This window comes from Planomonospora corallina (assembly GCF_042650625.1).
GTDB lineage: Bacteria > Actinomycetota > Actinomycetes > Streptosporangiales > Streptosporangiaceae > Planomonospora_B > Planomonospora_B corallina.
Map to the genome: position 1 here is coordinate 152,936 of NZ_JBHSBM010000011.1, position 20,020 is coordinate 172,955.

Consider the following 20,020-nt stretch of genomic DNA (forward strand, 5'->3'; position numbering starts at 1 on the left):
GAGAACGGCATGGTAATGCTCGACAGCGGGGAGCGTGCCGAGCGCACGGAGTCACCCGCCAGTCCCGACCAGAGACCCGCGATTGAGATCAGCGGCCTGGTGAAGACCTACGGTGGCCATCTCGCCGTCGACGGTCTGAGCCTGGCCATCGCCCCGGGAGAGGTCTTCGGCCTGCTCGGGCCCAACGGCGCGGGCAAGACGACCACGGTGGAGTGCCTGGTCGGCCTCCGCGAGCCGACCGCGGGCGGCATCACGGTCCTCGGCCTCGACCCGCTGCGCGACCGCGGCGAGTTCGTCCGGCGGGTGAGCGTGCAGCCGCAGGAGGCGTCGCTGTTCCCCACCCTGACGGTGGAGGAGACGCTGCGGCTGTGGGCCTCGCTGTACGCCGAGCCCCGCACCGTCGCCGAGACGCTCCGCCGGATCGGCCTGGAGGAGCAGGCCCGCGTGCGGACCAAGGCCCTGTCCGGCGGGCAGCGCCGGCGTCTCCTCCTCGGGGTCGCGGTCATCGCCGACCCCCGGGTGCTCGTCCTCGACGAGCCCGCCGCCGGGCTGGACCCGCAGGCGCGCCAGCAGCTGTGGGACCTGATCAGGGCCGAGCGCGCCGCGGGGACCACGGTGCTCCTGACCACGCACGACATGACGGAGGCCACCGAGCTCTGCGACCGGGTGGGCATCGTGGTGGGCGGCCGGCTGGTCGCGCTGGGCACCCCCCGCGAGCTGGTCCACCGGCTCGGCGTCGCCCACGAGGTGTGCTTCGAGACCGACGCGGACCTCGCCGAGATCGAGGCCCTGGAGTGCGTGAGCGGCGTCTCCGCGCAGGACGGGCAGGTCACGGTCACGACCGGCGACACCGACGAGGTCGTCCGGGTGGCGGCCCGCCTGGGCGCCCGGCGCATCGAGGTGCGCACGGGCCGGCTGGAGGACGTGTTCCTCAGACTGGCGGCCGAGCGGCCCGGGAGCGCCCCCGCCGAGGGGAACACCGAGCGGAACACCGAGCGGAACGGAGCCGGCCGATGACCGCCCTCACCGCCCCCGCGCCGGGCGGCCGGACGGCGGGCGCGTTCGCCGAGCTGACCAGGGCCAACGCCCGCGAGCTCATCCGGGACCCCCGCAACTTCTTCTTCGTCCTGGTCTTCCCCCTCATCTTCATGGGCCTGTTCATGTTCATGGGCATGCTCAACCCCGGTGGCGGCCCCGGCGGGCCGGGCGGCTTCGACCCCGTGCGCTCGGGCATCCCCGCGGTGCTGCTGATGGCGTTCATGTCGCTGGCCTTCTTCGGCACCGCGACCCCGTTGATCTCGCTGCGGCAGAAGGGGACCCTGCGCATGCTGGGCACGACGCCGCTGAGCCGGACGACCTTCATCCTGGCGCAGGCGCCGGTGCGCTTCGCCATCGCGCTCGGCCAGCTGGCCGCGCTCTCCGCGGTGGCGCTGGCGACCGGTTTCCTGGAGCCCTCGGCGATCGGCCGGCTCCTGGTCACCTGCGCCCTCGGGCTGGCCATGCTCTTCGCGGTCGGCTATCTGGTCGCGGCCCGGATGCGCAACCCCGAGCTCGCCAACGGCCTGCTGGCGCTGGTCATGCCGGTGACGCTGATGCTCTCGGGGGTCTTCCTGCCGATGGAGATCTTCCCCGAGGGGCTGCGCTCCGTCGCCGGGCACCTGCCCACCACCTACTTCGCCGACGCGCTCCGCCAGGACCTGGTCGGCGTGGCCGGCGGCCCGATCGTCACCGCCTGGCTGGTGATGGCGGGGGTGGCGGTCGCCGCCGCCGCCGCGGCCGTCGCCCTGTTCAGCTGGACGGACGGTGAGAAGCGATGACGACCCGGTTCGCGGAATCCCCGGACACGGCTCCGGACACGACCCCGGGCACGGCCTCGGACACGACCCCGGGCACGGACACGGACACGACCCCGGGCACGGCCTCGGACACGACCCCGGGCACGGCCTCGGACACGGCCCCGGACACGGCCCCGGACACGGCCCCGGGCACGGACACGGACCGGCGCGCGTCCCTGGGCGCGCTGGCCGAACTCGACCGCCTGGTCGGCTCCTACGGCATGGCCAGCCGCGTGCAGCAGCTGCCCAACCACCCGGGCGAGCCCAGGTTCGCCATCTTCACCGCCTCGATGGGCGACCTGACCGCGGTCGCGGCCAACATCGCCGAGTCCGCCGCCGGATCCGACATCCGCGGGGGCATGGACGGAGCCGGCGGCGGGCTCGACGCCGAGCGGGCGGCCCGGCTGTGCGTCGCCGAGTCGCTGGAGCGCTACTCCAGCTGCGTCTTCGACGAGTCGGCCCTGCGGTGGGCCACCGCGGAGGAGCTCGGGGACGAGGCGCTGGACCTCGGCACGGTGCCGCGCTGCGCGCCCCGGGAGCTGGCCCACCCCAGGAGCATCGTCACCGCTCCCGACCCGGCCGGCCCGATGCGCTGGGCCCGCGGCTGGTCGCTCACCGGGAACCGGCCGGTCTGGGTGCCGGCGGTCATGGTCTGGATGCACATCAAGGCCAAGTCGGCCGCCGAGCGGTTCACCTCGCCGATCTCGACCGGCTGCGCGGCCCACTCCGACCTCGCCGCCGCGCTCGTCGGGGCGATCTGCGAGGTGGTGGAGCGCGACTCGATCGCCCTGACCTGGCTCCAGCGCATCCCCTGGCCCCGCATCGAGCTGGACGAGATCCCCGAACGGCTCGCGCCCTACGCGGAGCGGCACCGCGCCGGCCACGTGCGGACGCTCTTCTTCGACGCCACGACCGACCTCGGCATCCCGACGGTCTACTCCATCGACCTGACCCCGGACAACGAGGTCCTGGGCCAGCTGGTGATGTGCAACACCGACCTGGACCCGGTCACCTCGATCGGGAAGATCATGCGGGAGTCGGCGTCCTCCAGGATCGCCATGCAGGTCCCCCGGCCCCGGCCGGAGAACCCCGACGACTTCCTCAACGTCTTCCACGGAGCCTCCTACATGGGCGCGCCCGAGCGGGTCGGTGACTTCGCCTTCCTGCTGGACGGCGCGGAACGGCGCCCGCTGTCGGGGATGCCCCGCCTGTCCACCGGGACCGCGGAGGGGGACCTGCGCCTGCTGGTGGACCGGCTCGGGGCGGCCGGCTGCGACGTGGTCGCCGTCGAGCTGACCACCGACGAGGCCAGGGACGTGGGCTTCCGGGTGGTCCGGGTGATCATCCCGCAGCTCATGCCGCTCTCGTTCGTGCACACCGCCCGCTACACCGCCCACCCCCGCCTCTACGAGGCGCCGGCCCGCCTCGGCTACCCGGTGCACGCCGAGGCCGACCTCAACCCGCTGCCCCAGCCCTTCGCCTGAGAGGAGGAGACCACGATGCGCACGCTCCACATGATCACCCTGGGCGCCTTCGGCGCGGCCGTGGCCGAGCGGGTGCGCGAGCGCGCCGCCGACCCCGGCGGCGTGGCCGTCACCCCGGCCGACGAGCACGGCTACCTCGACCCGTCGGTCTGGCCCAACGCCCGCGTCCGCGTGCTCGCCGCCTTCCGGCCCGCGCCGAGGCTGGAGGAGGCCCTCGACGGGGCGTCGTCCGCCTACCGGACGCCCTGGTTCCCGGTCGTCGTGGAACACCCCCGGCTCAGGGTCGGACCGGTCGTCGCCCCGGGGCACGGCGCCTGCGCCCGCTGCTTCCGGACCCGGCGCCGGCAGCACGACGCGGGCCACCGGCTGACCGACCTGCTGGCGGACGCCTACACCGCCGACCCCGCCCTCGGGCCCGGCGGGCACCTGCCCCACCACGTCGAGCTGGCCGCGCTGCTCACCGTGCAGCTCCTGGAGTCGGTCCTCGGCGACGGCGGAGCCGCCGAAGCGGGCCACGTCCGCCACTTCCACCTGCTGGACGGCGGCCTGAGCCGCTCCACGGTCGTCGGGGTGCACGGCTGCCGCCGCTGCCGTACCACGCCCGACCAGCGGGAGTCGACGTGGCGGGACCTCGCGAACGAACTGCCCGGGCTGCTCGCCCCGACCCACGGATAGGACGACCGATGGCTGAACCGAGCCTGATCCCCGCCGAGGCGATGAGCCACGCGGTGGCCTTCGACCCGCAGTTCCGGATGCCGCTCCGCCCCCGCCTCGTCCCCGGCCTGGTGACCCTGCCCCTCCCCGACGGGCTGCTGGTCGAGGGCACCCCCACCCGGCAGGCCCTGCGCGGCACCGCGGCCCGGACGCTGATCCCCCGGCTCCTGCCCGAGCTGGACGGGCGCCGGGAGGCGGCCGAGCTCGCCGCCGACCTGGACCTGCCGCCGGCGCACCTGCACCAGGCTCTGTCCCTGCTCTACACCTGCGGCATGCTGGAGGACGCCGCCGGACCGGGGATGCCGGAGGGCACACCCAAGCCGAGCGCGGTCTTCCTGAGCCGGTCCATCGACTCCAGCCGGGTCAACGTCTCCGGGGGAGAGGCGGCACGCAGGCTCGCCGCGGCCCGGGTCGCGCTGGCCGTGGACGACCCCCGGCTGGCGGACGCCGTACGGCGGGCGCTGCTGGACGGCGGGATCGGCACCGTGATCGACACCGTGACCGGCACGACGGCCGGCACGGTGACCGGCACGACGGCCGGCGCTGTGATCGACACGGTGACCGGCACCGGGCTCGACACGACGGCCCGGGACGGCGGGGCGGCGGGAGCGGACCTGCTCATCCTGTCGGGGGACCACGACGCCGGGCCGGGCGTGCCGATCCTGCCGCTGCGCCTGGACGGCGGCGTCGCCTGGCTGGGACCGTACGTCGACACCTCCTTCACCGCCTGCGCGCGGTGCGTGGCCGTCCAGCGGGACACCGGGGAGGCGCACGAGGTCCCGGAGCGGACGGAGCCGGACCCGGAGCTGGCGGCGGACCTGACCGCGGCGCTCGTCGCGGCGGAGGCGGTCGCGCTGCTGGCCAGGGTCGGGTCCACGCACACGCTGCACGGCCTGGTCCGGGTAGACCTGACCGGCTGGCACCAGCGCTCCTACCCGCTCGCGGGGCTGCCCGGCTGCCCCCGCTGCGGCGACGGCGGCACGCCGGAGCCCGAGGTGCCCGCCGCGCTCGCCTACGAGGAGTCGGTCGCCTTCCCGCCCCGCAGCCTCACCAACCCCCGCGACCACCAGGTGCACTACCGGCCCGGGAACATCGCGCTCCAGGTCGAGTGCAAGCGCTGGCCGTCCGCGCGGTACGTCCCGCTGCCCGACACGCCGGAGCAGGACCGCTCCGGCCCGGTCCCGGCGAGCACGCTGGTCGCCGGGGGCCGGCGCCTGGACGTCGCCTCCCTGGGCGCGCTGCTGCGGCGGGCCGGCGGACTGCGCGACGACGGGACGGGCGAGTCCCGCAAGGTCCAGCGCTGGGCCCCGACCGGGGGCAACCTCGGCTCGGCGCAGCTCCACGTGATCGCCCGCGACGTCGACGGCCTCGACCCCGCGGTGTACGGCTACCGCGTCGACACCCACCGGCTCGCCGACCTGATCTGGGCCGACCCGTACGAGCCGGTCGAGGGAGTGGCCGACGCCGAGGCGGTCATCGTGGTCACCGGCGCCCTGAACCGGGTGGCGTCCAAGTACTCCACCTTCGCCTGGCGGGTCGTCCACCTGGACGGCGGCGTGGCCCTCGCCCAGCTCCGCCTGGTCGCGGCCGAGCGGGGGATCGCCACCCGCGTGGTGCCGCGCTGGGACGACGCGGCGCTCGCCGCGCTCCTGTCCGTCGACCCCGACACAGAACCGATCACCGCGGTCCTCGCGGTCAACCCGAGGACGGAGGAGGCACGATGACCGTCCTGCGCGATCACGTCACGATCTTCACCCGGCTGCGGGAGGAGAGCCGGCTGACGGCCGAGGACGTGCGGAGGGGGCCGGCGGGCGGCACGGCCCGGGTCCGGCCGGTGGGCCCGCGCGGCGCCGGGACGGACCTGGCGCAGGTGCGCCCGGTCGCGGCCCCGCCGTCCGGCAGACCGCTGGAGGACGTCCTCGCCGGCCGCGTCTCGGTCCGCGACTACGCCGACCGGGCGGTCCCGGTCGAGGTGGTCGCGGCGAGCCTCGCCGCGGCGTTCCGGGCGGACCGGGAGGGCTGGCCCGACGACTGCGCGGCCGGGCACGAGCTCGGCGTGCTCGTCGCCGCCCGCGCCGTCGCCGGCCTGGAGCAGGCCGTCTACCGGGCCGACGAGGACGGCGCCCGGCTGGTGCCGCTGGCCGGCCTGGCGGACGGACGGGCGGCGGAGGAGATGGTGCTGCAGATCGAGTACGCCGCCAGCCCCGTCATCCTCGCCGTCACCGGGTCGCTCTCCACCGCGCTGGCCCGGCACGGCTCCCACGGCCACCGGTCGCTGATGGCCAGGGCGTCCGGGCTCGCGTACACGGCCCTGATCCACGCGAGCGCGTACGGGCTGGTGGGCAGCGTCTTCGCGGGCTTCCTCCAGTCGGGCCTGCGCCCGCTGGTGGACCTGGACGGCTACCGGCAGCGGCAGCTGTTCGCCGTCTCCCTCGGCCACCCGCGCCCCTGAGACCTCCGTACGGCGCCCGCCGTACGGGAAACCGAGAAACACACGAGAAAGGAGTGGGCACATGGCCCACAACCCCGAAGAGTCGGTCGACCTCTACGCCGAGGACCTCGCCGAGCTGCAGGCGGACGACCTGCCGGGCGACACCGCCCTGGCCTCCCTCAGCACGGCCTCCTCGACCAGCTCCGCCTCCTGCCCGGTCAGCTCGGCCAGCTCGGCGACCACCGCCAGCAGCTACGGGTGATAGTCCCCGCCTGACCGACTGACCCGCTGAGGAGGTGACGGAAATGGACATGGACCTGTTCGCCGAGGAGATCGGCGACGACGAGCTCTACCTGTACCAGCTCAACGAGACGACGCTGCTGGGCTCCCTGAGCACCGCGAGCACGGCCTGAACACCCTGTTCTGCCATGTCCGTCCGACACTTCCCGGCAGATCAGGAACCCCCTACAGAAAGGACAGCGACATGACCGACAAGAACATCGACCTCTACGCCGAGGAGCCCGCCGACTTCCAGGCGGACGAGCTCAACGAGGTGAACCAGCTCGGCGCGGTCGGCGCCCTCAGCAGCGTCGGCACCGCCGGCTCCGCCTCCTGCCCCGTGTCCAGCGCGTCGAGCGTCTCCTCGCTCGGCTGACCGAACCCTCCGAGAAAGGCACCTGAAGGAAATGGCCGACAACGACCAGAACAAGGACATCGACCTCTACGCCGAGGAGCCGGAGGAGCTCTCCGTGGAGGAGCTCGCCGACACCAACCTGCTCGGCACCTGGAGCAGCGCCGGCTGCGCCGGCACCGCCTCCTGCCCCGCCTCCACCAGCTCCAGCGCCTCCAGCGCCTCGTCTTTCGGCTGAACCGGACAGGAGAGTCAGATGAGCGAGCAGAACCAGACCCCGGACGCCGACCGGATCGACCTGGCCGCCGAGGAGGTGGGCGCCGAGGAGCTCGGTGAGGTCACCTCCGCCGGCTTCACCACCGCCAACACGGCCTTCACCGGCGGCACCGCCAGCTGCCCGGGCTCCTCGGCCAGCACGGCGTCGACCTTCTCCAGCAGCGGCGGCTGACGGTAACCGGAACGCACCCCGCCGGATGCCCCGGGAACGAAGGCAGCGCTCCCGCGGCATCCGGCCCCCGCGACGACCCGATGACGAAAGGAACACGAAGATGAGCGAGCAGAACCGGACCCCGGACGCCGACCGGATCGACCTGGCCGCCGAGGAGGTGGGCGCCGAGGAGCTCGGTGAGGTCACCTCCGCCGGCTTCACCACCGCCAACACGGCCTTCACCGGCGGCAGCGCGAGCTGCCCGGCCTCGTCGGCCAGCACGGCGTCGTCCTTCTCCAGCACCGGCAACTAGCCGGGGCGGGCTCCGGCGCCGGCAGGCGGCCGGAGCGGGCGACACACCGCGGAACACGAAGTGCCGGGACCCGCCACAGGTCCCGGCACTGTCGGCGCAGGCGGCCGGCTCCGACTCCACACGCGCCGAGCGTGAAGGCAGCACGCTCGAGGCGAAGACCAGAAAGGCGCACTATGCGATCCGCCACTCAGCATAACCCCGCCGGAACCGCAGCGCATGGCACGGTCGCTGCGGAAACCGACTGGATGAACACCATCCCCCTCCAGCTCCGGCCGGACGTCGAGGTCATCACCGGTATCGACGACCGGCCGCTGTTGTTCAACGCGGCCACCGGGCGTTACGTCGCCCTCACCCCGGCCGGGGTGCGCATGCTCGACCTGCTCGACGGGAGCAGGACCGGGGCCGCGATCACCGCCCGGCTCGCCGGCGACCGCGAGGACCTGCGCGGGCGCATCGACGCCTTCCTCGGCGACCTCCGCCAGGCGGGCGTGCTCACCGTCGAACCGCAGGAGGCGGACCGCCGCTCCCGGATCCTGCGCTTCTCGCTGCGCGAGCACATGCCCAGGCTCAAGCTGACCGGCCGGATCGAGCACATCATGGAGCCGATCGCCGCGGTGCTGCGCCGGATCCCCCCGCGCGTGCTGACCGGCGCCGTGCTGGCGCTGGTGCTGGCCGGGCTGCTGGTCGGCGGCTACGCGCTCACCCACCCCGAGGGCCGCTCCTACCCGGCGCTGTGGTGGGTGGCCCTGCCGATCCTCATCGTCCAGGTCATCTTCCACGAGGCCGCGCACGCGCTGGCCTGCCAGTACCTACGCGCTCCGATCAGAGAGGCCGGCGTGGGGCTCATGCTCTACTTCATGCCGGTCGCCTACGTCGACAGGACCGACGCCTACCGGATCAGGAGCAGGGCGGGCCGGGTGATGATCGCGCTCGCCGGGCCCTTCAGCGACCAAGTCTGGTTCGGGGTCACGGGAGTGGTCGCGCTGACGGTCGCCGGGCCGGTCGGCGACATCGCCTACGTGCTGCTCGTCTTCCAGGCGCTGCTCACCATCGTCAACCTCAACCCCCTGCTCCCCTCGGACGGCTACCACGCGGTCGCGGCGGCGGTCAGGGCGGTCAACCTGCGCGGCCGGGCGTTCGCCTATCTGGCGCACGTGGTGCTGCGCAGCCCGCTGCCCTCCAGCATGCACGGCCTGGGGGGCTGGAAGCGGGCGGGCTACCTGACTTTCGGAGGCCTGTGCCTGGTGTACGCGGTCGGTCTCGCCGTCCTCGTCGTCAACAACCTGTGGACCATGATCGGAGGGCTGTTCTCGTGACCATGACCCTTCCCGCCTCCACTCCCGCCCCGGCCCCGGCCCCCGCCTCCGCCCCGGCCCCCGCCTCCGCCCGGGCCTCCGTCCCGGCCGGCCTGCGGGTGGACCGGGTCTGCGGGCTCCCGGTCACCGCCGTGGACCTCGGCCTGACCGGGACCGGCGCGCTGCTCGACGAGGTCGCCGGGCACGAGGCGTTCCTCGCCGCGACGGCGGACGAGGTCAGCGACGCCCTGTACCGGCTGGTCCCGCTGCTCGACCACGACCCGGGGCTGCGCCGTACCGTGCTGAAGGTCCGGCGGGCCACCCGCAGCGACAAGCCGCTCCGGGTCGAGGAGGCGGCCCTGGAGCGCATCGCCGCCGCCCTGCCCGGCGGCGGCGCGGACCTGTTCCGCCGGTGGGCGGCCGCCGCGCTGGCCCGCGACCGCCTGCTCGACCGGCTGCCCGCCGTCTACGGGCGGGAGACGCACGAGGCCGGGCGGCGGCTGCGCGACCTGCTGTCCGCCCCCGCGCTCTCGACCGGCATCGCCCACGCCAGCGCCGACCTGCTCAGGCACGTCGACGTCGAGGCGTTCCACCCCGGCAGCAAGACCTCGCGCTCGGTGCTCTCCTACGCGGTCCGGGCGGCGCGCAAGACCAGCCCCTTCTCCACCTTCACCGGCGTCGGCCTGTACGGCAGGCCCAGCGGGGGCCGCAGCAACACCGCGCTCTCCCAGACGCACGTCTTCGCCTGGCTCCACGCGCTGGTCAGGGACGAGCGGCTGGTGACCGCCTTCGAACTGGAGCCGATCGACGCGGTGCGGACGATCGACGGCGAGCCGAAGGCTCTGGTGTCGGCGTACCGGATCGGGGACGCCTTCGCCTGGCGCACCGACGAGATGACCGACATCGCCGTCTACCGGAAGGTCGTGCAGTCGCTGGCCGGGATCGGCCGCGCGGGAGCCGCCGAGTACATGATCCGGCTGGGCGGCGCCGACCCCTTCGCCGCGCTGCAGCGGCTGCTGGACGCCGGGATGCTCCGCGTGGTGGCGCCGTGGCGGCGCGGGGACCCCGCCCCGCTGCTCGCCGTCGCCGACACCGTGCAGCGGGTCGGCACCGAGTACGCCGCGGCCACGGCCCGGATGCTCCGCCGGCTCCACGCCGACGCGTCGGGACTCGCCGACCACGACGGGCCGCGGCGGGTGGAGACGCTGGAGGCGATGGCCGAGCGGGCACGCGAGGAGATGGGGCGCCTCGGCGTCGCCGCGGACCGCACCGGCTTCGCCGTCTACGACGACGCCGAGGCGGTCGTGGAGGTCCCCCCGCTCGGTGACGCGGTCGAGGCCGACCTGCGCGAGCTGGCCGGGCGCATGCGGCCGACGATCTTCCGCAGCCACATGTACGACATGCTGGTCGAGATCTTCGTCGAGCGGTACGGCGCCGGCGGGCGCTGCCCGGACGCCCTGCGCTTCTGCATGGAGGTCTCCGACACCCCCGACCTCACCCGCCGGCTCTACGCGGCCGTCCGCGCCGACGCGCAGACCCGGGGCCGCGCCACCGAGCGCGCGTGGCTGCCGGTGGGGCCGAGCTCGGCGCCGCCCACCGCGGCCGTCGCCTACCAGGTCGTGGCGGAGTCCGAGGAGGCGCTGCGCCGCGGAGAGCACCGCCTGGTGGTCAACCAGTTCAACGCCGGCTCCGGCGGCCTGGTGGCGCGCTTCCGCACCGTGCTCGGCGGCCCGGACGGGCTGGCCGGCCGGCTGCGCGCCTGGACGGGCGAGAACTTCCCGGAGGCCCAGCCGCGCGAGCTGGTGATCTCCGCGGACGTCAACGGCCTGCAGTACGCCTGCTGCGGCACGATCCCGGCGCTCACCTGGCCCAGCGAGCTGCCGCTCGCCGACGGCGGCGACGCGCTCGCGGTCAGCGAGCTGTCCGTCGTCCACGACGCCGCGACGGACACGCTCACCCTGCTCGACCCGCACGGCGCTCCCGTGGCCCCGGTCTACATGGGGGTCGTGCCGCAGCACATGGTCCTGGGCCCGGCCCGCTATCTGATGGTGATCGGGGACCCGTGGGTGCTGGGCAGCCGGCTCTCCTGCGCGCGCGCCCCGTCCGAGCGGGTGAGCGAGCCCGCCGGCGAGGTGGAGACGGCCGCCCGCCAGGGGTTCGGGCGGGTCGTGACCAAGCGGGCGACCTGGCGGGTCCGCCCCGCCGACTTCCCCCGCCCGGAGCGCGGGGAGGACGCGGCCGGCTACTTCCTCCGGGCCGACCGGTGGCGGCGGCGGCTCGGCGTCCCCGACGAGGTCTTCCTCTCGCTGGAGACGCCGGGGATCTCGCTGGAGCACGGCAAGCGCAAGCCCGTGCTGCTGGACTTCCGCAGCCCGCACTCGCTGCACGCCGCCGCGAGCCTGGCCGTCGACGGGGTGGTGGCGATGTCGCTGGCCGAGTCGCTGCCGGGCCCGGACGGCTACTGGCTGCGGGGCCCGGACGGCGGCCGGCACGCGGTGGAGCACGTGTCGTACCTGCGCTGGGACCGCCCCCGGCCGGAAGCGGGCCGGGGATGACACTCGACACGCCCGAGTGGTGGTTCGTCCGGCTGTACACGGGCGGCTTCGCGGCCAGCGACCTGCTGGTCACCGAGGTGCTGCCGCCCCTGGTGGCGGAGGCGCGGGCGCACGGCGCCGTCCGCTGGTTCTTCATCCGGTACACCGACCCGTCCGGGCCCCACCTGCGGGTGCGGGTCTTCGGCCCCCGGGAGACCGTCGACCGGATGCACCGGTCGCTGGCCCGGGTGCAGCGCCACGCCGACGCCGTGCTGGCCGAGGTGGTGGAGGAGGCCGCCTGGCTGACGTCGATCCCCATGCGCCGCATGCTCGGCGACTCCGGCACCGGCCTGGCCTCGGGGCTGTACGAGCCCGAGTACGGCAAGTACGGCGGGCCGCAGGGCGTCGAGCTCGCCGAGCGGGTCTTCGAGTTCTCCAGCGACCTGGCGATCTGGGCCACGACCCGGTTCCGCAAGATCCCGGAGCGGGCCTCGTTCGCCGTGCTCCTGCTCCAGGAGGCCGTGCGGGCGCTGATCGAGGGCCGTCCCGGGGACCTCAGCCCGGAGCCGGTGCTGCCGCCCGCCGACCGGCGGAGGCAACTGGTGGGCTGGGAGCGCTACTGGGAGCGCCACCTCGCCTGGTGGACGGCCGACCTGGCGCGGCACGCCCCCGAGCTCCAGGCGGAGCTGCGGCGCCATGCCGAGCAGGACGCGCACGGCGTGCGCGCGTTCGCGGGCGCGCTGCGCGCCGACAGCGCGGTGGACCCGTGGCTGCGCCGCTGGGGCCAGGTGATCGACGACTCGCTGGTGCGGGCCCACCGGATGCACGTCGGGCTGACACCTCAGCACTTGGTATTCCACCAGTCGCACATGATGATGAACCGGTTGGGTTTCCTGCCCAGGGAGGAGGCTCTGCTCGGCATCATCGCGGCCGGTCGAGAAGTGAAGGCGAAGGAACGCATCGGATGAACCAAGGAGAGACGATGACCACCTCGACAGAGACGACCACCGCCGCGGTCCGCCGCGGTCTGCTCCTGGCGGCCGCGGGCGCGCTCGTGCTCGGGTGCGGGCTCACCGTCGTCGCGCACGCCGCGTGGATCTGGGGCGTCGGGCTGGCGCTGCTGATCGTCGGCTCGGTCCAGGCGGCGCTGGCCGTCCGGAAGGCGGGACGGCGGGCCGAGCTCCCGGTCAAGTACGCCGGAGGGGCCGCCGCGGTGTTCTTCGCCGTCATGTTCGGCGCCGTGCGGCTCCAGGAGGCCGGCCACACGTGGGCGTGGGCGGCTGCCGGCGCCCTGGTGGCGCTCGTCCTGCTGGTCGCGGCGGTGCGGCAGGGGCGCGGCTGACCGGCCCGGACGACCGGAGGAGAGGCTCCCGCCGACGGCGGGGGCCTCTTCGGTTTTCCGGGCCCGCAGAGCATGAAAATAGCGGAGAAATCGCTCGCCCCTACCGTGGGTCTCGTCCACCGCGGAACGCACAACGGATAAGAGGAGACCCCGTGCTTCGTAAGGTTCAGGTGCTGCTGGCCGCCATCGCTTGTGGAGCCCTCTTCGGGGCCGCCGGGATCGACGCGCCCGCGGCGGGCGCCTCCGCGGTGTGCAAGTCAGTGCCGGGCTTCTGCGACAAGCAGCCGCCCGGCGACCGCACGAACGACGACGACTGGATCTGATCCGGCGAAGTCGCCGACCTGTAGCCCCGGGCCGAGCCCGGGGCTTTCCGCTTCTCCGGGGTCCCGTCAGCGCCGGTTGCTTCTCCGGGTCCCGTCAGCGCCGGTTCAGAGCCGTTCGAGGGCGGCCCGCGCGCGCTTCTCCCACAGCGGCGCGGTCCCGTTCCCCGCGGCCACGGCCTCCTGGAAGAGCGCCCTCGCCTCGGCGGGATCGCCGTCGGCGGCCAAGGCCCGGCCCAGGGAGTAGCAGGCCCGGGCGCACACGACCGACTGCCCGGTGTCCAGGGCGAGCCGCCGGGCCTGGGTGAGCGTCTGCCGGGCCTCGCCGAACCGCCTCTGCGAGATCCGGGCCTCGCCCAGCCCGCACAGGACGTACGCCTCGCCGAGGCGGTCGCGCAGATGGCGCACCGGTTCCAGGGCCGCGGTGAACCGCTCCGCGGCCAGGTCGGGCTCGTCGCGGTGCAGGTGCAGCTCGCCGAGGCGCCACAGGGCCTGCGCCTGGCCGCGCTGGTGGCCGATCTCCTCGCAGATGGCCAGGGCCTGCCGGAGCCGGGCGTCCGCGGTCCCGAAGTCCTCGTGGATGACCGCGATCTGCGCCATGCAGCCGAGGAGATGGGCCTCCGTGGAGCGGTCCCCGGCCCGGCGCAGCCCGGGCAGCGCGGCCTCGTAGCGCAGCAGCGCCGCCTCGTGCCGGCCCGCGAAGTGGTCGACGAGGCCGAGGTTGCGCAGGGTCAGCGCGCGGCCGTGGGCGTGGCCGAGCTCCTCGAACAGCGTGAGCGCCCTGCCGAGCAGGTCGGACGACTCGCTCCCGTACGACTCCAGCCCGCCCAGCCCGTACAGTATGACCGCCTCGCCCAGCCGGTTGCCCGCGCGGCGGACCGCCTCCAGCGCCGTCTGGTGGATGGTGCGCCGCTCGTCCCCGTAGCTGCGGGTCTCGTGGAGGATGATCCCGGCGTGGGCGAGCTCCCAGGCGAGCTCGTCGAGCCCGGCCTCGGCCGCCTGGCCCACCCCCGCGGCCAGGGTGCGCCGCTCGCTCTCCAGCCAGTCCAGCGGAACGGCGAGCAGCTCGTCGACCGGGAGGCCCGGCGCCGTCCAGCTCTCCGTCGAGCCGCGGACGATGGCGAAGTCCCCGCCCCGTTCGCGGCGGTTGGCCTCCTGGACGAGGGTCAGCAGGCACCGGAGCACCCGGGAGAGCGTCTCCCCCCTGCGCTCCTGCGGCTCCTCGGCCAGCGCGCGCTCCCGGGCGTAGAGCCGGACCAGGTCGTGCATGCGGTGCCGGAGCTGGCCGGCGGGGTCCTGGCCCACGGTGTGCACGAGCTGCGCGTCGAGGAGTTCCTCCAGGTGCTCCTGGGCCCGGGCCAGGCCGGTGTCCAGGAGCGCGGCGACGACCCAGTCGGTGAAGTCCGGCGCGTCGAGCAGTCCCAGCAGCCGGAACAGCTCCGCCGCGGGCGGGCTCAGCTCCCGGTAGCTGAGCGAGAAGTTGGCCCGCAGCCCGACCTCGCCGTGGCTGAACTCGGCGAGCCTGCGCTGCTCGTCGCCGAGCCGGGCGGCCAGGCCGGCCGGGGTCCAGTGCGGGCGGGCCAGCAGACGGGCGCCCGCGATGCGCAGGGCGAGCGGCAGCCCGTCGCAGAGCTCGATGATCCTGGCCGTCGCCTCCCGGTCGCGGCCCATCCGGTCCGCCCCCACGATGGTGTCCAGGAGCGCCGCCGACTCCTCCACGGTCAGGGTGGGCAGCCGCAGCGGGCGGGCGCCCTGCCGTACCACGAGGTCGGTGAGCTGGTCGCGGGTGGTGACGACGACCGCGCAGTCGGGGTTGCCCGGCAGCAGCGGGCGCACCTGCGCGGAGGTGCGCGCGTTGTCGAGGACGAACAGCACCCGCCGGCCGGCCAGGATGCTGCGCAGCAGCGTCTCCCGGTCGTTCAGGGTCGCGGGCACCCGCTCCCCGGGGACGCCGAGCGCGCGCAGGAACCGGTCGAGCGCGGCCTCCGGGGTCAGCGGGCTGGCCTGTTCGGTGTAGCCGTGCAGGTCGATGAAGAGCTGCCCGTCGGGGAAGTGCTCGGCCACCCGGCGGGCCCAGCGCACCGCCAGGCCCGTCTTGCCCACCCCGCCCATGCTGGTCACCACGATGCAGGTCGGCACTCCGGCGGCCCGGCACTCGGCGAAGATCCGGTTCATCTCGGCCAGTTCCCGCGTCCGGGCGACGAAGCCGGCGATGTTGGACGGGAGCTGGGCGGCGGCCACGGGGGCGGACGGGCGCGGCGGGGGAGGGGGAGCGGGGGAGGACGCGGGGAGGGCGCCCTGGAGGATGGCGTCGTGGGTGGACCGGAGCTCCGGCCCGGGGTCGACGCCCAGCTCGTCGGCGAGGACCGCGCGGCCCTCGCGGTAGACCTCCAGCGCCTCGGCCTGGCGGCCCACGCTGTACAGGGCCCGCATGAGCGCGGCCCGCAGCCTCTCCCTGAAGGGGTGCACGCCGACCAGCGTGGTGAGCTCGGTGATCACTTCCGAGCCCAGCCCTAGGGCCAGCTTCAGGTCGAGGTACTCCTCGGTGACGGTGAGGCGCCACTCCTCGAGCTTGGCCGCCTCGGCGTCCATCACCTCGCTGCCGAGCCCGCTCAGGGTCTCCCCCCGCCACAGGTCGAGGGCCGCGCGCAGGCGCTCGGCCGCGTCCGCCGTGTCGCCTCTCTCCTTGGCCGCGCGTCCCGTCCTGACGAGCTCCTCGGCGGTCCGCAGGTCGACGGCGGCCGCGTCCGGCTGGAGCTGATAGCCCGGAGGGACGGCCGTGATGAGGTCCCCGTCGGAGCCGTGCAGGGCCCGGCGGAGCTGTGTCACGCAGATCGCTATCTGGTTTCGGGCGGAGGCGGGAGGATCGTCGCCCCACACGGCGTCGATGATCCGGTCGAGGGGGACCACGCGGCCCGCGTTCAGGGCGAGGACGGCCAGGACGATGCGCTGACGACGGCCGGGGATCGTCACGGGTGCGCTGTTCACGTCGACCTCGACCGGTCCGAGGATCCGCACGTCACGACAGGTCCCCAAGCGGCCTCCCGAGGTGTGATCAGGTCGTGACTGAGTTTTATACAGCTATGTCTGATTACCTGGCAATCACCACTGGTCAATCTCTTATTTGACAATTCTGATAAGAATTCCGTTATCCTCCAGTTAGTGTAAATTTCACATAATTATTGGATTTGCAGTCAATTGCAGAGTGAGCGGGGCCGGGCGCTCGGGGACGGCCCGGACCGTCCGACGGACTAGGCTTGACGACCGTGCTGGTCCTGGCCTTTGACACCGCCACCCCCGCCGTCACCGCAGCGCTGCACGACGGCACGAGGGTCCTCGCCGAGTCGACCACCGTGGACGCGCGCCGCCACGGAGAGCTGCTCGTGCCCGCGATCGAGCGCGTCACGGCGGAAGCGGGGGTCTCGCTGCCGGACGTCACCGTGATCGTCGCGGGCGCGGGCCCCGGCCCCTACACCGGCCTGCGGGTCGGCCTGGTGACCGCGCAGGCCCTGGCGACCACCCTGGGCGTGCCCGCGTACGGCGTCTGCACGCTCGACGCCCTCGCCTACGGCAGCGGCCTGGCGGAGCCGTTCCTGGTCGCCACCGACGCCCGGCGCAAGGAGGTCTTCTGGGGCCACTACGCCGACGCGCGGACCCGGCTGTCCGGTCCCGCGGTGGACAAGCCCCAGGAGCTCCCCGGCGACCTGCCGGTCGTCGGGGCGGGCGGGCGGATGTACGCCGAGACCGTCGGGGCCTCCCGGCTGGTGGAAGCGCCGGAGCTGCCGAGCGCGGGGGCGCTGGCCGCGCTGGCCGTCGAGCAGCTCGCGGGGCTCGCGCCCGAGGACGTGGCGGAGGTGGTGGCGAGCGGCACGCATCCCGTGCTGAGCCCGCCCCGTCCCGTCTACCTGCGGCGCCCCGACGCCCAGGTGCCCTCCGCGCCGAAGAAGGTCACCAGGTGAGCGGGGGGACCGGGGACCGGGCGGACGGCGGGCGGGGCGCCCGGGACGCCGTGCTGCGCCTGATGACCGCCGACGACCTGCCCGCGGTGATGGAGCTGGAGCGGGCGACCTTCCCCGCCGACGCGTGGAGCGAGGCGATGCTCCGCGGCGAGCTGGACGACCAGCCCCGGACCCGCCACTACGTGGTGGCGGAGGCGGACGGCCGGATCGTCGGCTACGCGGGCCTGGCCGCGGCGGGAGACCAGGCCGACGTGCAGACCATCGCCGTGGCGGCGGGCCACCGCCGCGCCGGGATCGGCGGCGCCATGCTCTCGGAACTGCTGGCCGAGGCGGTACGGCGGGGCGCCCGGTCGGTCTTCCTGGAGGTCCGGGCCGACAACCCGGGCGCCCAGGCGGTCTACGACCGGTTCGGGTTCGAGCGCATCGGCCTGCGCCGGGGCTACTACGCCGACGGCATCGACGCGATCATGATGAAGAAGGATCTCAATGCGTGACGAACCGCTGGTCCTGGGGATCGAGACCTCCTGCGACGAGACGGGGGTCGGCATCGTCCGGGGCCACACCCTGCTGGCCAACACGATCGCGTCCAGCGTCGAGGAGCACGCCCGGTTCGGCGGGGTCGTGCCCGAGGTGGCCTCCCGGGCCCACCTGGAGGCGATGGCGCCGACCGTCGAGCGCGCGCTGGAGCAGGCGGGCCTGCGCCTGTCCGACATCGACGCGGTCGCGGTGACCGCCGGCCCCGGCCTTGCCGGGGCGCTGCTGGTGGGCGTGGCCGCAGCCAAGGCCTACGCGCTGGGCCTGGGGGTGCCGCTGTACGGGGTCAACCACCTGGCCGCCCACGTGGCCGTGGACCAGCTCGAGCACGGAGCCCTGCCCAAGCCGTGCATCGCCATGCTCGTCTCGGGCGGCCACTCCTCGCTGCTGCTGGTGCCGGACGTGGCCCGCGAGGTCGTCCCGCTCGGCTCCACGGTCGACGACGCGGCCGGCGAGGCGTTCGACAAGGTGGCCCGGGTGCTCGGCCTGCCGTTCCCGGGCGGCCCGCACATCGACCGGGTCGCCGCGGAGGGCTCCGGCGACGCCATCGCCTTCCCGCGGGGCAAGTACGACGACGGGACGCTGGACTTCTCCTTCTCCGGCCTGAAGACGGCCGTCGCCCGGTGGATCGAGGCCAGGGAGCGGGCGGGGGAGACGATCCACGTGCCCGACGTGGCCGCCTCGTTCCAGGAGGCCGTGGTCGACGTGCTGACCCGCAAGGCCCTGGCGGCCTGCCGGGAGCACGGGGTCTCCGACCTGCTGATCGGCGGCGGCGTGGCCGCCAACTCCCGGCTGCGGGCGCTGGCCGCCGAGCGCTGCGAGGCGGCCGGGGTCCGCCTGCGCGTCCCCCGGCCGGGCCTGTGCACCGACAACGGCGCGATGGTCGCGGCGCTCGGCTCCGACCTGGTCGCCGCGGGGGTGGCCCCGTCCCCGCTGGAGCTCCCGGCCGACTCCTCGCTGCCCATCACGACCGTCCACGTGTGAGCCGCGTCCCGCCGGGCCTCCCGCTCCGCCGGGTCCCGCTCCGCGCCCGGGCCCCCGTGCGCGGCCGGGCGTGGAGAGGACACGGGACGGGGGCGGGCACGGCGGCCGCGGCTCAGGCGGACTCCGCCGGGACCCGGGCGGGCTCGGCGGCGGGGTGCAGGGAGAGCGCCGGATAGTCGGTGTAGCCGCGGTGGTCTCCGCCGAAGGCCGTGCCGAAGTCGGGCTCGTTGAGCGGCGCGCCGAGGCGGAGCCGGAGCGGCAGGTCGGGATTGGCCAGGAAGTACTTGCCCAGCGCGACCAGGTCGGCGCCCCGGTCCAGCCACGGCCCCAGGGCCTCGTCGGGGTGGCCTGCCGACGGGTCGTTGACGATGAGCGCGCCCGGCCACAGGTCCCGGATCCGCTTGTCGAGCTCGGCGGAGCCGCCCGCCACGAAGTGCACGTAGGCGAGGCCGAGCTCGGCGAGGGCGGACAGCAGCGCCGGGTAGAGCTCGTCCGCGTCGTCCTCGAGGAGGTCCTGGGCGCCGGTGGCGGGGGAGATGCGGATGCCGACGCGGTCGGCGCCGATCGCCTCCGCGGTCGCCCGGGCGGTCTCCACCGCGAAGCGGATCCTGCCCTCGACGGACCCGCCGTAGCGGTCGCCGCGCAGGTTGGCGTTGTGCGACAGGAACTGGTGGATGAGGTAGCCGTTCGCGCCGTGCAGCTCGACGCCGTCGAAACCGGCCTCCACGGCCCGCCGGGCGGCGTCCGCGAAGTCCCGGACGGTCGCCTCGACCTCGGCGGTGGACAGCTCCACCGGGACGGGGACGTCCTGCGGGCCGCTCGGGGTGAAAATCTGCGCCGCCGGCCGTACGGCCGAGGGGGCGACGGGGGTCAGCCCGGTGTTGTCCGGGTGGCCGATCCGCCCGGCGTGCATGATCTGGGCGAAGATCCGGCCGCCCGCCGCGTGGACGGCGTCGGTCACCTCGCGCCAGCCGGCGACCTGCTCGGCGGTGTGCAGCCCCGGCGTGTCCATGTAGCCCTTGCCCGCGGGGCCGGGCTGGATCCCCTCGCTGACGATCAGCCCGGCGGAGGCGCGCTGGGCGTAGTAGAGGGCGGTCAGGGAGGAGGGGATCCCGTCCACGTAGGCGCGCGACCGGGTCATGGGGGCCATCACGAGCCGGTTGGGCAGGTGCAGCCGACCGAGCTCGAACGGGGTGAACGGCATGGCGCGTCTCCTT

21 protein-coding genes are annotated in these 20,020 nt (G+C 74.6%); 19 read left to right on the forward strand and 2 right to left on the reverse strand.

What is annotated here, in order from left to right; genetic code table 11:
- Positions 1 to 9: 9 nt before the first annotated feature.
- The 16 genes from ACFOWE_RS05660 (at position 10) to ACFOWE_RS05735 (ending at position 13,329) form a co-directional block, all read left to right on the forward strand.
- The gene (locus ACFOWE_RS05660) at positions 10 to 1,017 is read left to right on the forward strand and encodes an ABC transporter ATP-binding protein (RefSeq protein WP_377285856.1); all 1,008 of its coding nucleotides are present in this window, start codon (positions 10 to 12) and stop codon (positions 1,015 to 1,017) included.
- Positions 1,014 to 1,817: an ABC transporter permease gene (locus ACFOWE_RS05665; RefSeq protein WP_377285857.1), complete on the forward strand. Its 804-nt coding sequence runs from the start codon at positions 1,014 to 1,016 to the stop codon at positions 1,815 to 1,817. The genes ACFOWE_RS05660 and ACFOWE_RS05665 overlap by 4 nt, the downstream gene beginning before the upstream one ends.
- Positions 1,814 to 3,319 (forward strand): YcaO-like family protein, encoded by a 1,506-nt coding sequence (locus ACFOWE_RS05670; protein ID WP_377285858.1) that lies wholly within the window; start codon positions 1,814 to 1,816, stop codon positions 3,317 to 3,319. The genes ACFOWE_RS05665 and ACFOWE_RS05670 overlap by 4 nt, the downstream gene beginning before the upstream one ends.
- Before the next feature lie 15 nt (positions 3,320 to 3,334).
- A complete protein-coding gene (locus tag ACFOWE_RS05675) occupies positions 3,335 to 3,994 on the forward strand; it encodes a TOMM precursor leader peptide-binding protein (protein WP_377285860.1) in 660 nt (219 codons plus the stop codon).
- Between the two features lie 8 nt (positions 3,995 to 4,002).
- Positions 4,003 to 5,757, forward strand: coding sequence for a TOMM precursor leader peptide-binding protein (locus tag ACFOWE_RS05680; protein ID WP_377285861.1), 1,755 nt, complete (start codon positions 4,003 to 4,005; stop codon positions 5,755 to 5,757).
- Positions 5,754 to 6,485, forward strand: a complete 732-nt coding sequence (locus tag ACFOWE_RS05685) for a hypothetical protein (RefSeq protein ID WP_377285862.1) — start codon at positions 5,754 to 5,756, stop codon at positions 6,483 to 6,485. The genes ACFOWE_RS05680 and ACFOWE_RS05685 overlap by 4 nt, the downstream gene beginning before the upstream one ends.
- A gap of 61 nt (positions 6,486 to 6,546) precedes the next feature.
- Positions 6,547 to 6,726, forward strand: coding sequence for a thiocillin family RiPP (locus ACFOWE_RS05690; RefSeq protein ID WP_377285863.1), 180 nt, complete (start codon positions 6,547 to 6,549; stop codon positions 6,724 to 6,726).
- 222 nt (positions 6,727 to 6,948) lie between these two features.
- The gene (locus ACFOWE_RS05695; RefSeq protein ID WP_377285864.1) at positions 6,949 to 7,119 is read left to right on the forward strand and encodes a thiocillin family RiPP; all 171 of its coding nucleotides are present in this window, start codon (positions 6,949 to 6,951) and stop codon (positions 7,117 to 7,119) included.
- Between the two features lie 31 nt (positions 7,120 to 7,150).
- Positions 7,151 to 7,333 carry a thiocillin family RiPP gene (locus ACFOWE_RS05700; RefSeq protein ID WP_377285865.1) on the forward strand — a complete coding sequence of 61 codons (183 nt, stop codon included), beginning with the start codon at positions 7,151 to 7,153 and terminating at the stop codon, positions 7,331 to 7,333.
- Positions 7,334 to 7,351: 18 nt separating this feature from the next.
- The gene (locus ACFOWE_RS05705; protein WP_377285866.1) at positions 7,352 to 7,543 is read left to right on the forward strand and encodes a thiocillin family RiPP; all 192 of its coding nucleotides are present in this window, start codon (positions 7,352 to 7,354) and stop codon (positions 7,541 to 7,543) included.
- Positions 7,544 to 7,643: 100 nt separating this feature from the next.
- Positions 7,644 to 7,835 (forward strand): thiocillin family RiPP, encoded by a 192-nt coding sequence (locus tag ACFOWE_RS05710; RefSeq protein WP_377285867.1) that lies wholly within the window; start codon positions 7,644 to 7,646, stop codon positions 7,833 to 7,835.
- A gap of 245 nt (positions 7,836 to 8,080) precedes the next feature.
- On the forward strand, positions 8,081 to 9,151 hold the full coding sequence (locus tag ACFOWE_RS05715; RefSeq protein ID WP_377285869.1) for a PqqD family peptide modification chaperone: 1,071 nt from the start codon (positions 8,081 to 8,083) through the stop codon (positions 9,149 to 9,151).
- A 2-nt stretch (positions 9,152 to 9,153) separates the two neighbouring features.
- Positions 9,154 to 11,685 carry a hypothetical protein gene (locus ACFOWE_RS05720; RefSeq protein WP_377285870.1) on the forward strand — a complete coding sequence of 844 codons (2,532 nt, stop codon included), beginning with the start codon at positions 9,154 to 9,156 and terminating at the stop codon, positions 11,683 to 11,685.
- Positions 11,682 to 12,632 (forward strand): thiopeptide-type bacteriocin biosynthesis protein, encoded by a 951-nt coding sequence (locus ACFOWE_RS05725; protein ID WP_377285871.1) that lies wholly within the window; start codon positions 11,682 to 11,684, stop codon positions 12,630 to 12,632. Before ACFOWE_RS05720 ends, ACFOWE_RS05725 begins: the two co-directional genes overlap by 4 nt.
- A 14-nt stretch (positions 12,633 to 12,646) precedes the next feature.
- Positions 12,647 to 13,006, forward strand: coding sequence for a hypothetical protein (locus ACFOWE_RS05730; RefSeq protein ID WP_377285873.1), 360 nt, complete (start codon positions 12,647 to 12,649; stop codon positions 13,004 to 13,006).
- Positions 13,007 to 13,158: 152 nt separating this feature from the next.
- Positions 13,159 to 13,329, forward strand: coding sequence for a hypothetical protein (locus tag ACFOWE_RS05735; protein WP_377285875.1), 171 nt, complete (start codon positions 13,159 to 13,161; stop codon positions 13,327 to 13,329).
- Positions 13,330 to 13,434: 105 nt separating this feature from the next.
- Here the strand turns inward: ACFOWE_RS05735 and ACFOWE_RS05740 are convergent, their stop codons facing one another.
- Complete coding sequence (locus tag ACFOWE_RS05740; RefSeq protein ID WP_377285876.1) at positions 13,435 to 16,362, reverse strand: AfsR/SARP family transcriptional regulator; 2,928 nt, start codon at positions 16,360 to 16,362, stop codon at positions 13,435 to 13,437.
- 230 nt (positions 16,363 to 16,592) lie between these two features.
- Here ACFOWE_RS05740 and tsaB point away from each other — a divergent pair, with 230 nt between their 5' ends.
- From tsaB to tsaD, 3 genes are all read left to right on the forward strand, one after another.
- Positions 16,593 to 17,285, forward strand: coding sequence for a tRNA (adenosine(37)-N6)-threonylcarbamoyltransferase complex dimerization subunit type 1 TsaB (tsaB, locus tag ACFOWE_RS05745; protein WP_377286450.1), 693 nt, complete (start codon positions 16,593 to 16,595; stop codon positions 17,283 to 17,285).
- 62 nt (positions 17,286 to 17,347) lie between these two features.
- Positions 17,348 to 17,779 (forward strand): ribosomal protein S18-alanine N-acetyltransferase, encoded by a 432-nt coding sequence (gene rimI, locus ACFOWE_RS05750; RefSeq protein WP_377286452.1) that lies wholly within the window; start codon positions 17,348 to 17,350, stop codon positions 17,777 to 17,779.
- Positions 17,772 to 18,803 carry a tRNA (adenosine(37)-N6)-threonylcarbamoyltransferase complex transferase subunit TsaD gene (gene tsaD, locus ACFOWE_RS05755; RefSeq protein ID WP_377285878.1) on the forward strand — a complete coding sequence of 344 codons (1,032 nt, stop codon included), beginning with the start codon at positions 17,772 to 17,774 and terminating at the stop codon, positions 18,801 to 18,803. Before rimI ends, tsaD begins: the two co-directional genes overlap by 8 nt.
- 112 nt (positions 18,804 to 18,915) lie before the next feature.
- On the opposite strand, the gene ACFOWE_RS05760 is transcribed toward tsaD, so the two are convergent.
- The gene (locus tag ACFOWE_RS05760; RefSeq protein ID WP_377285880.1) at positions 18,916 to 20,007 is read right to left on the reverse strand and encodes an alkene reductase; all 1,092 of its coding nucleotides are present in this window, start codon (positions 20,005 to 20,007) and stop codon (positions 18,916 to 18,918) included.
- Positions 20,008 to 20,020: the final 13 nt, after the last annotated feature.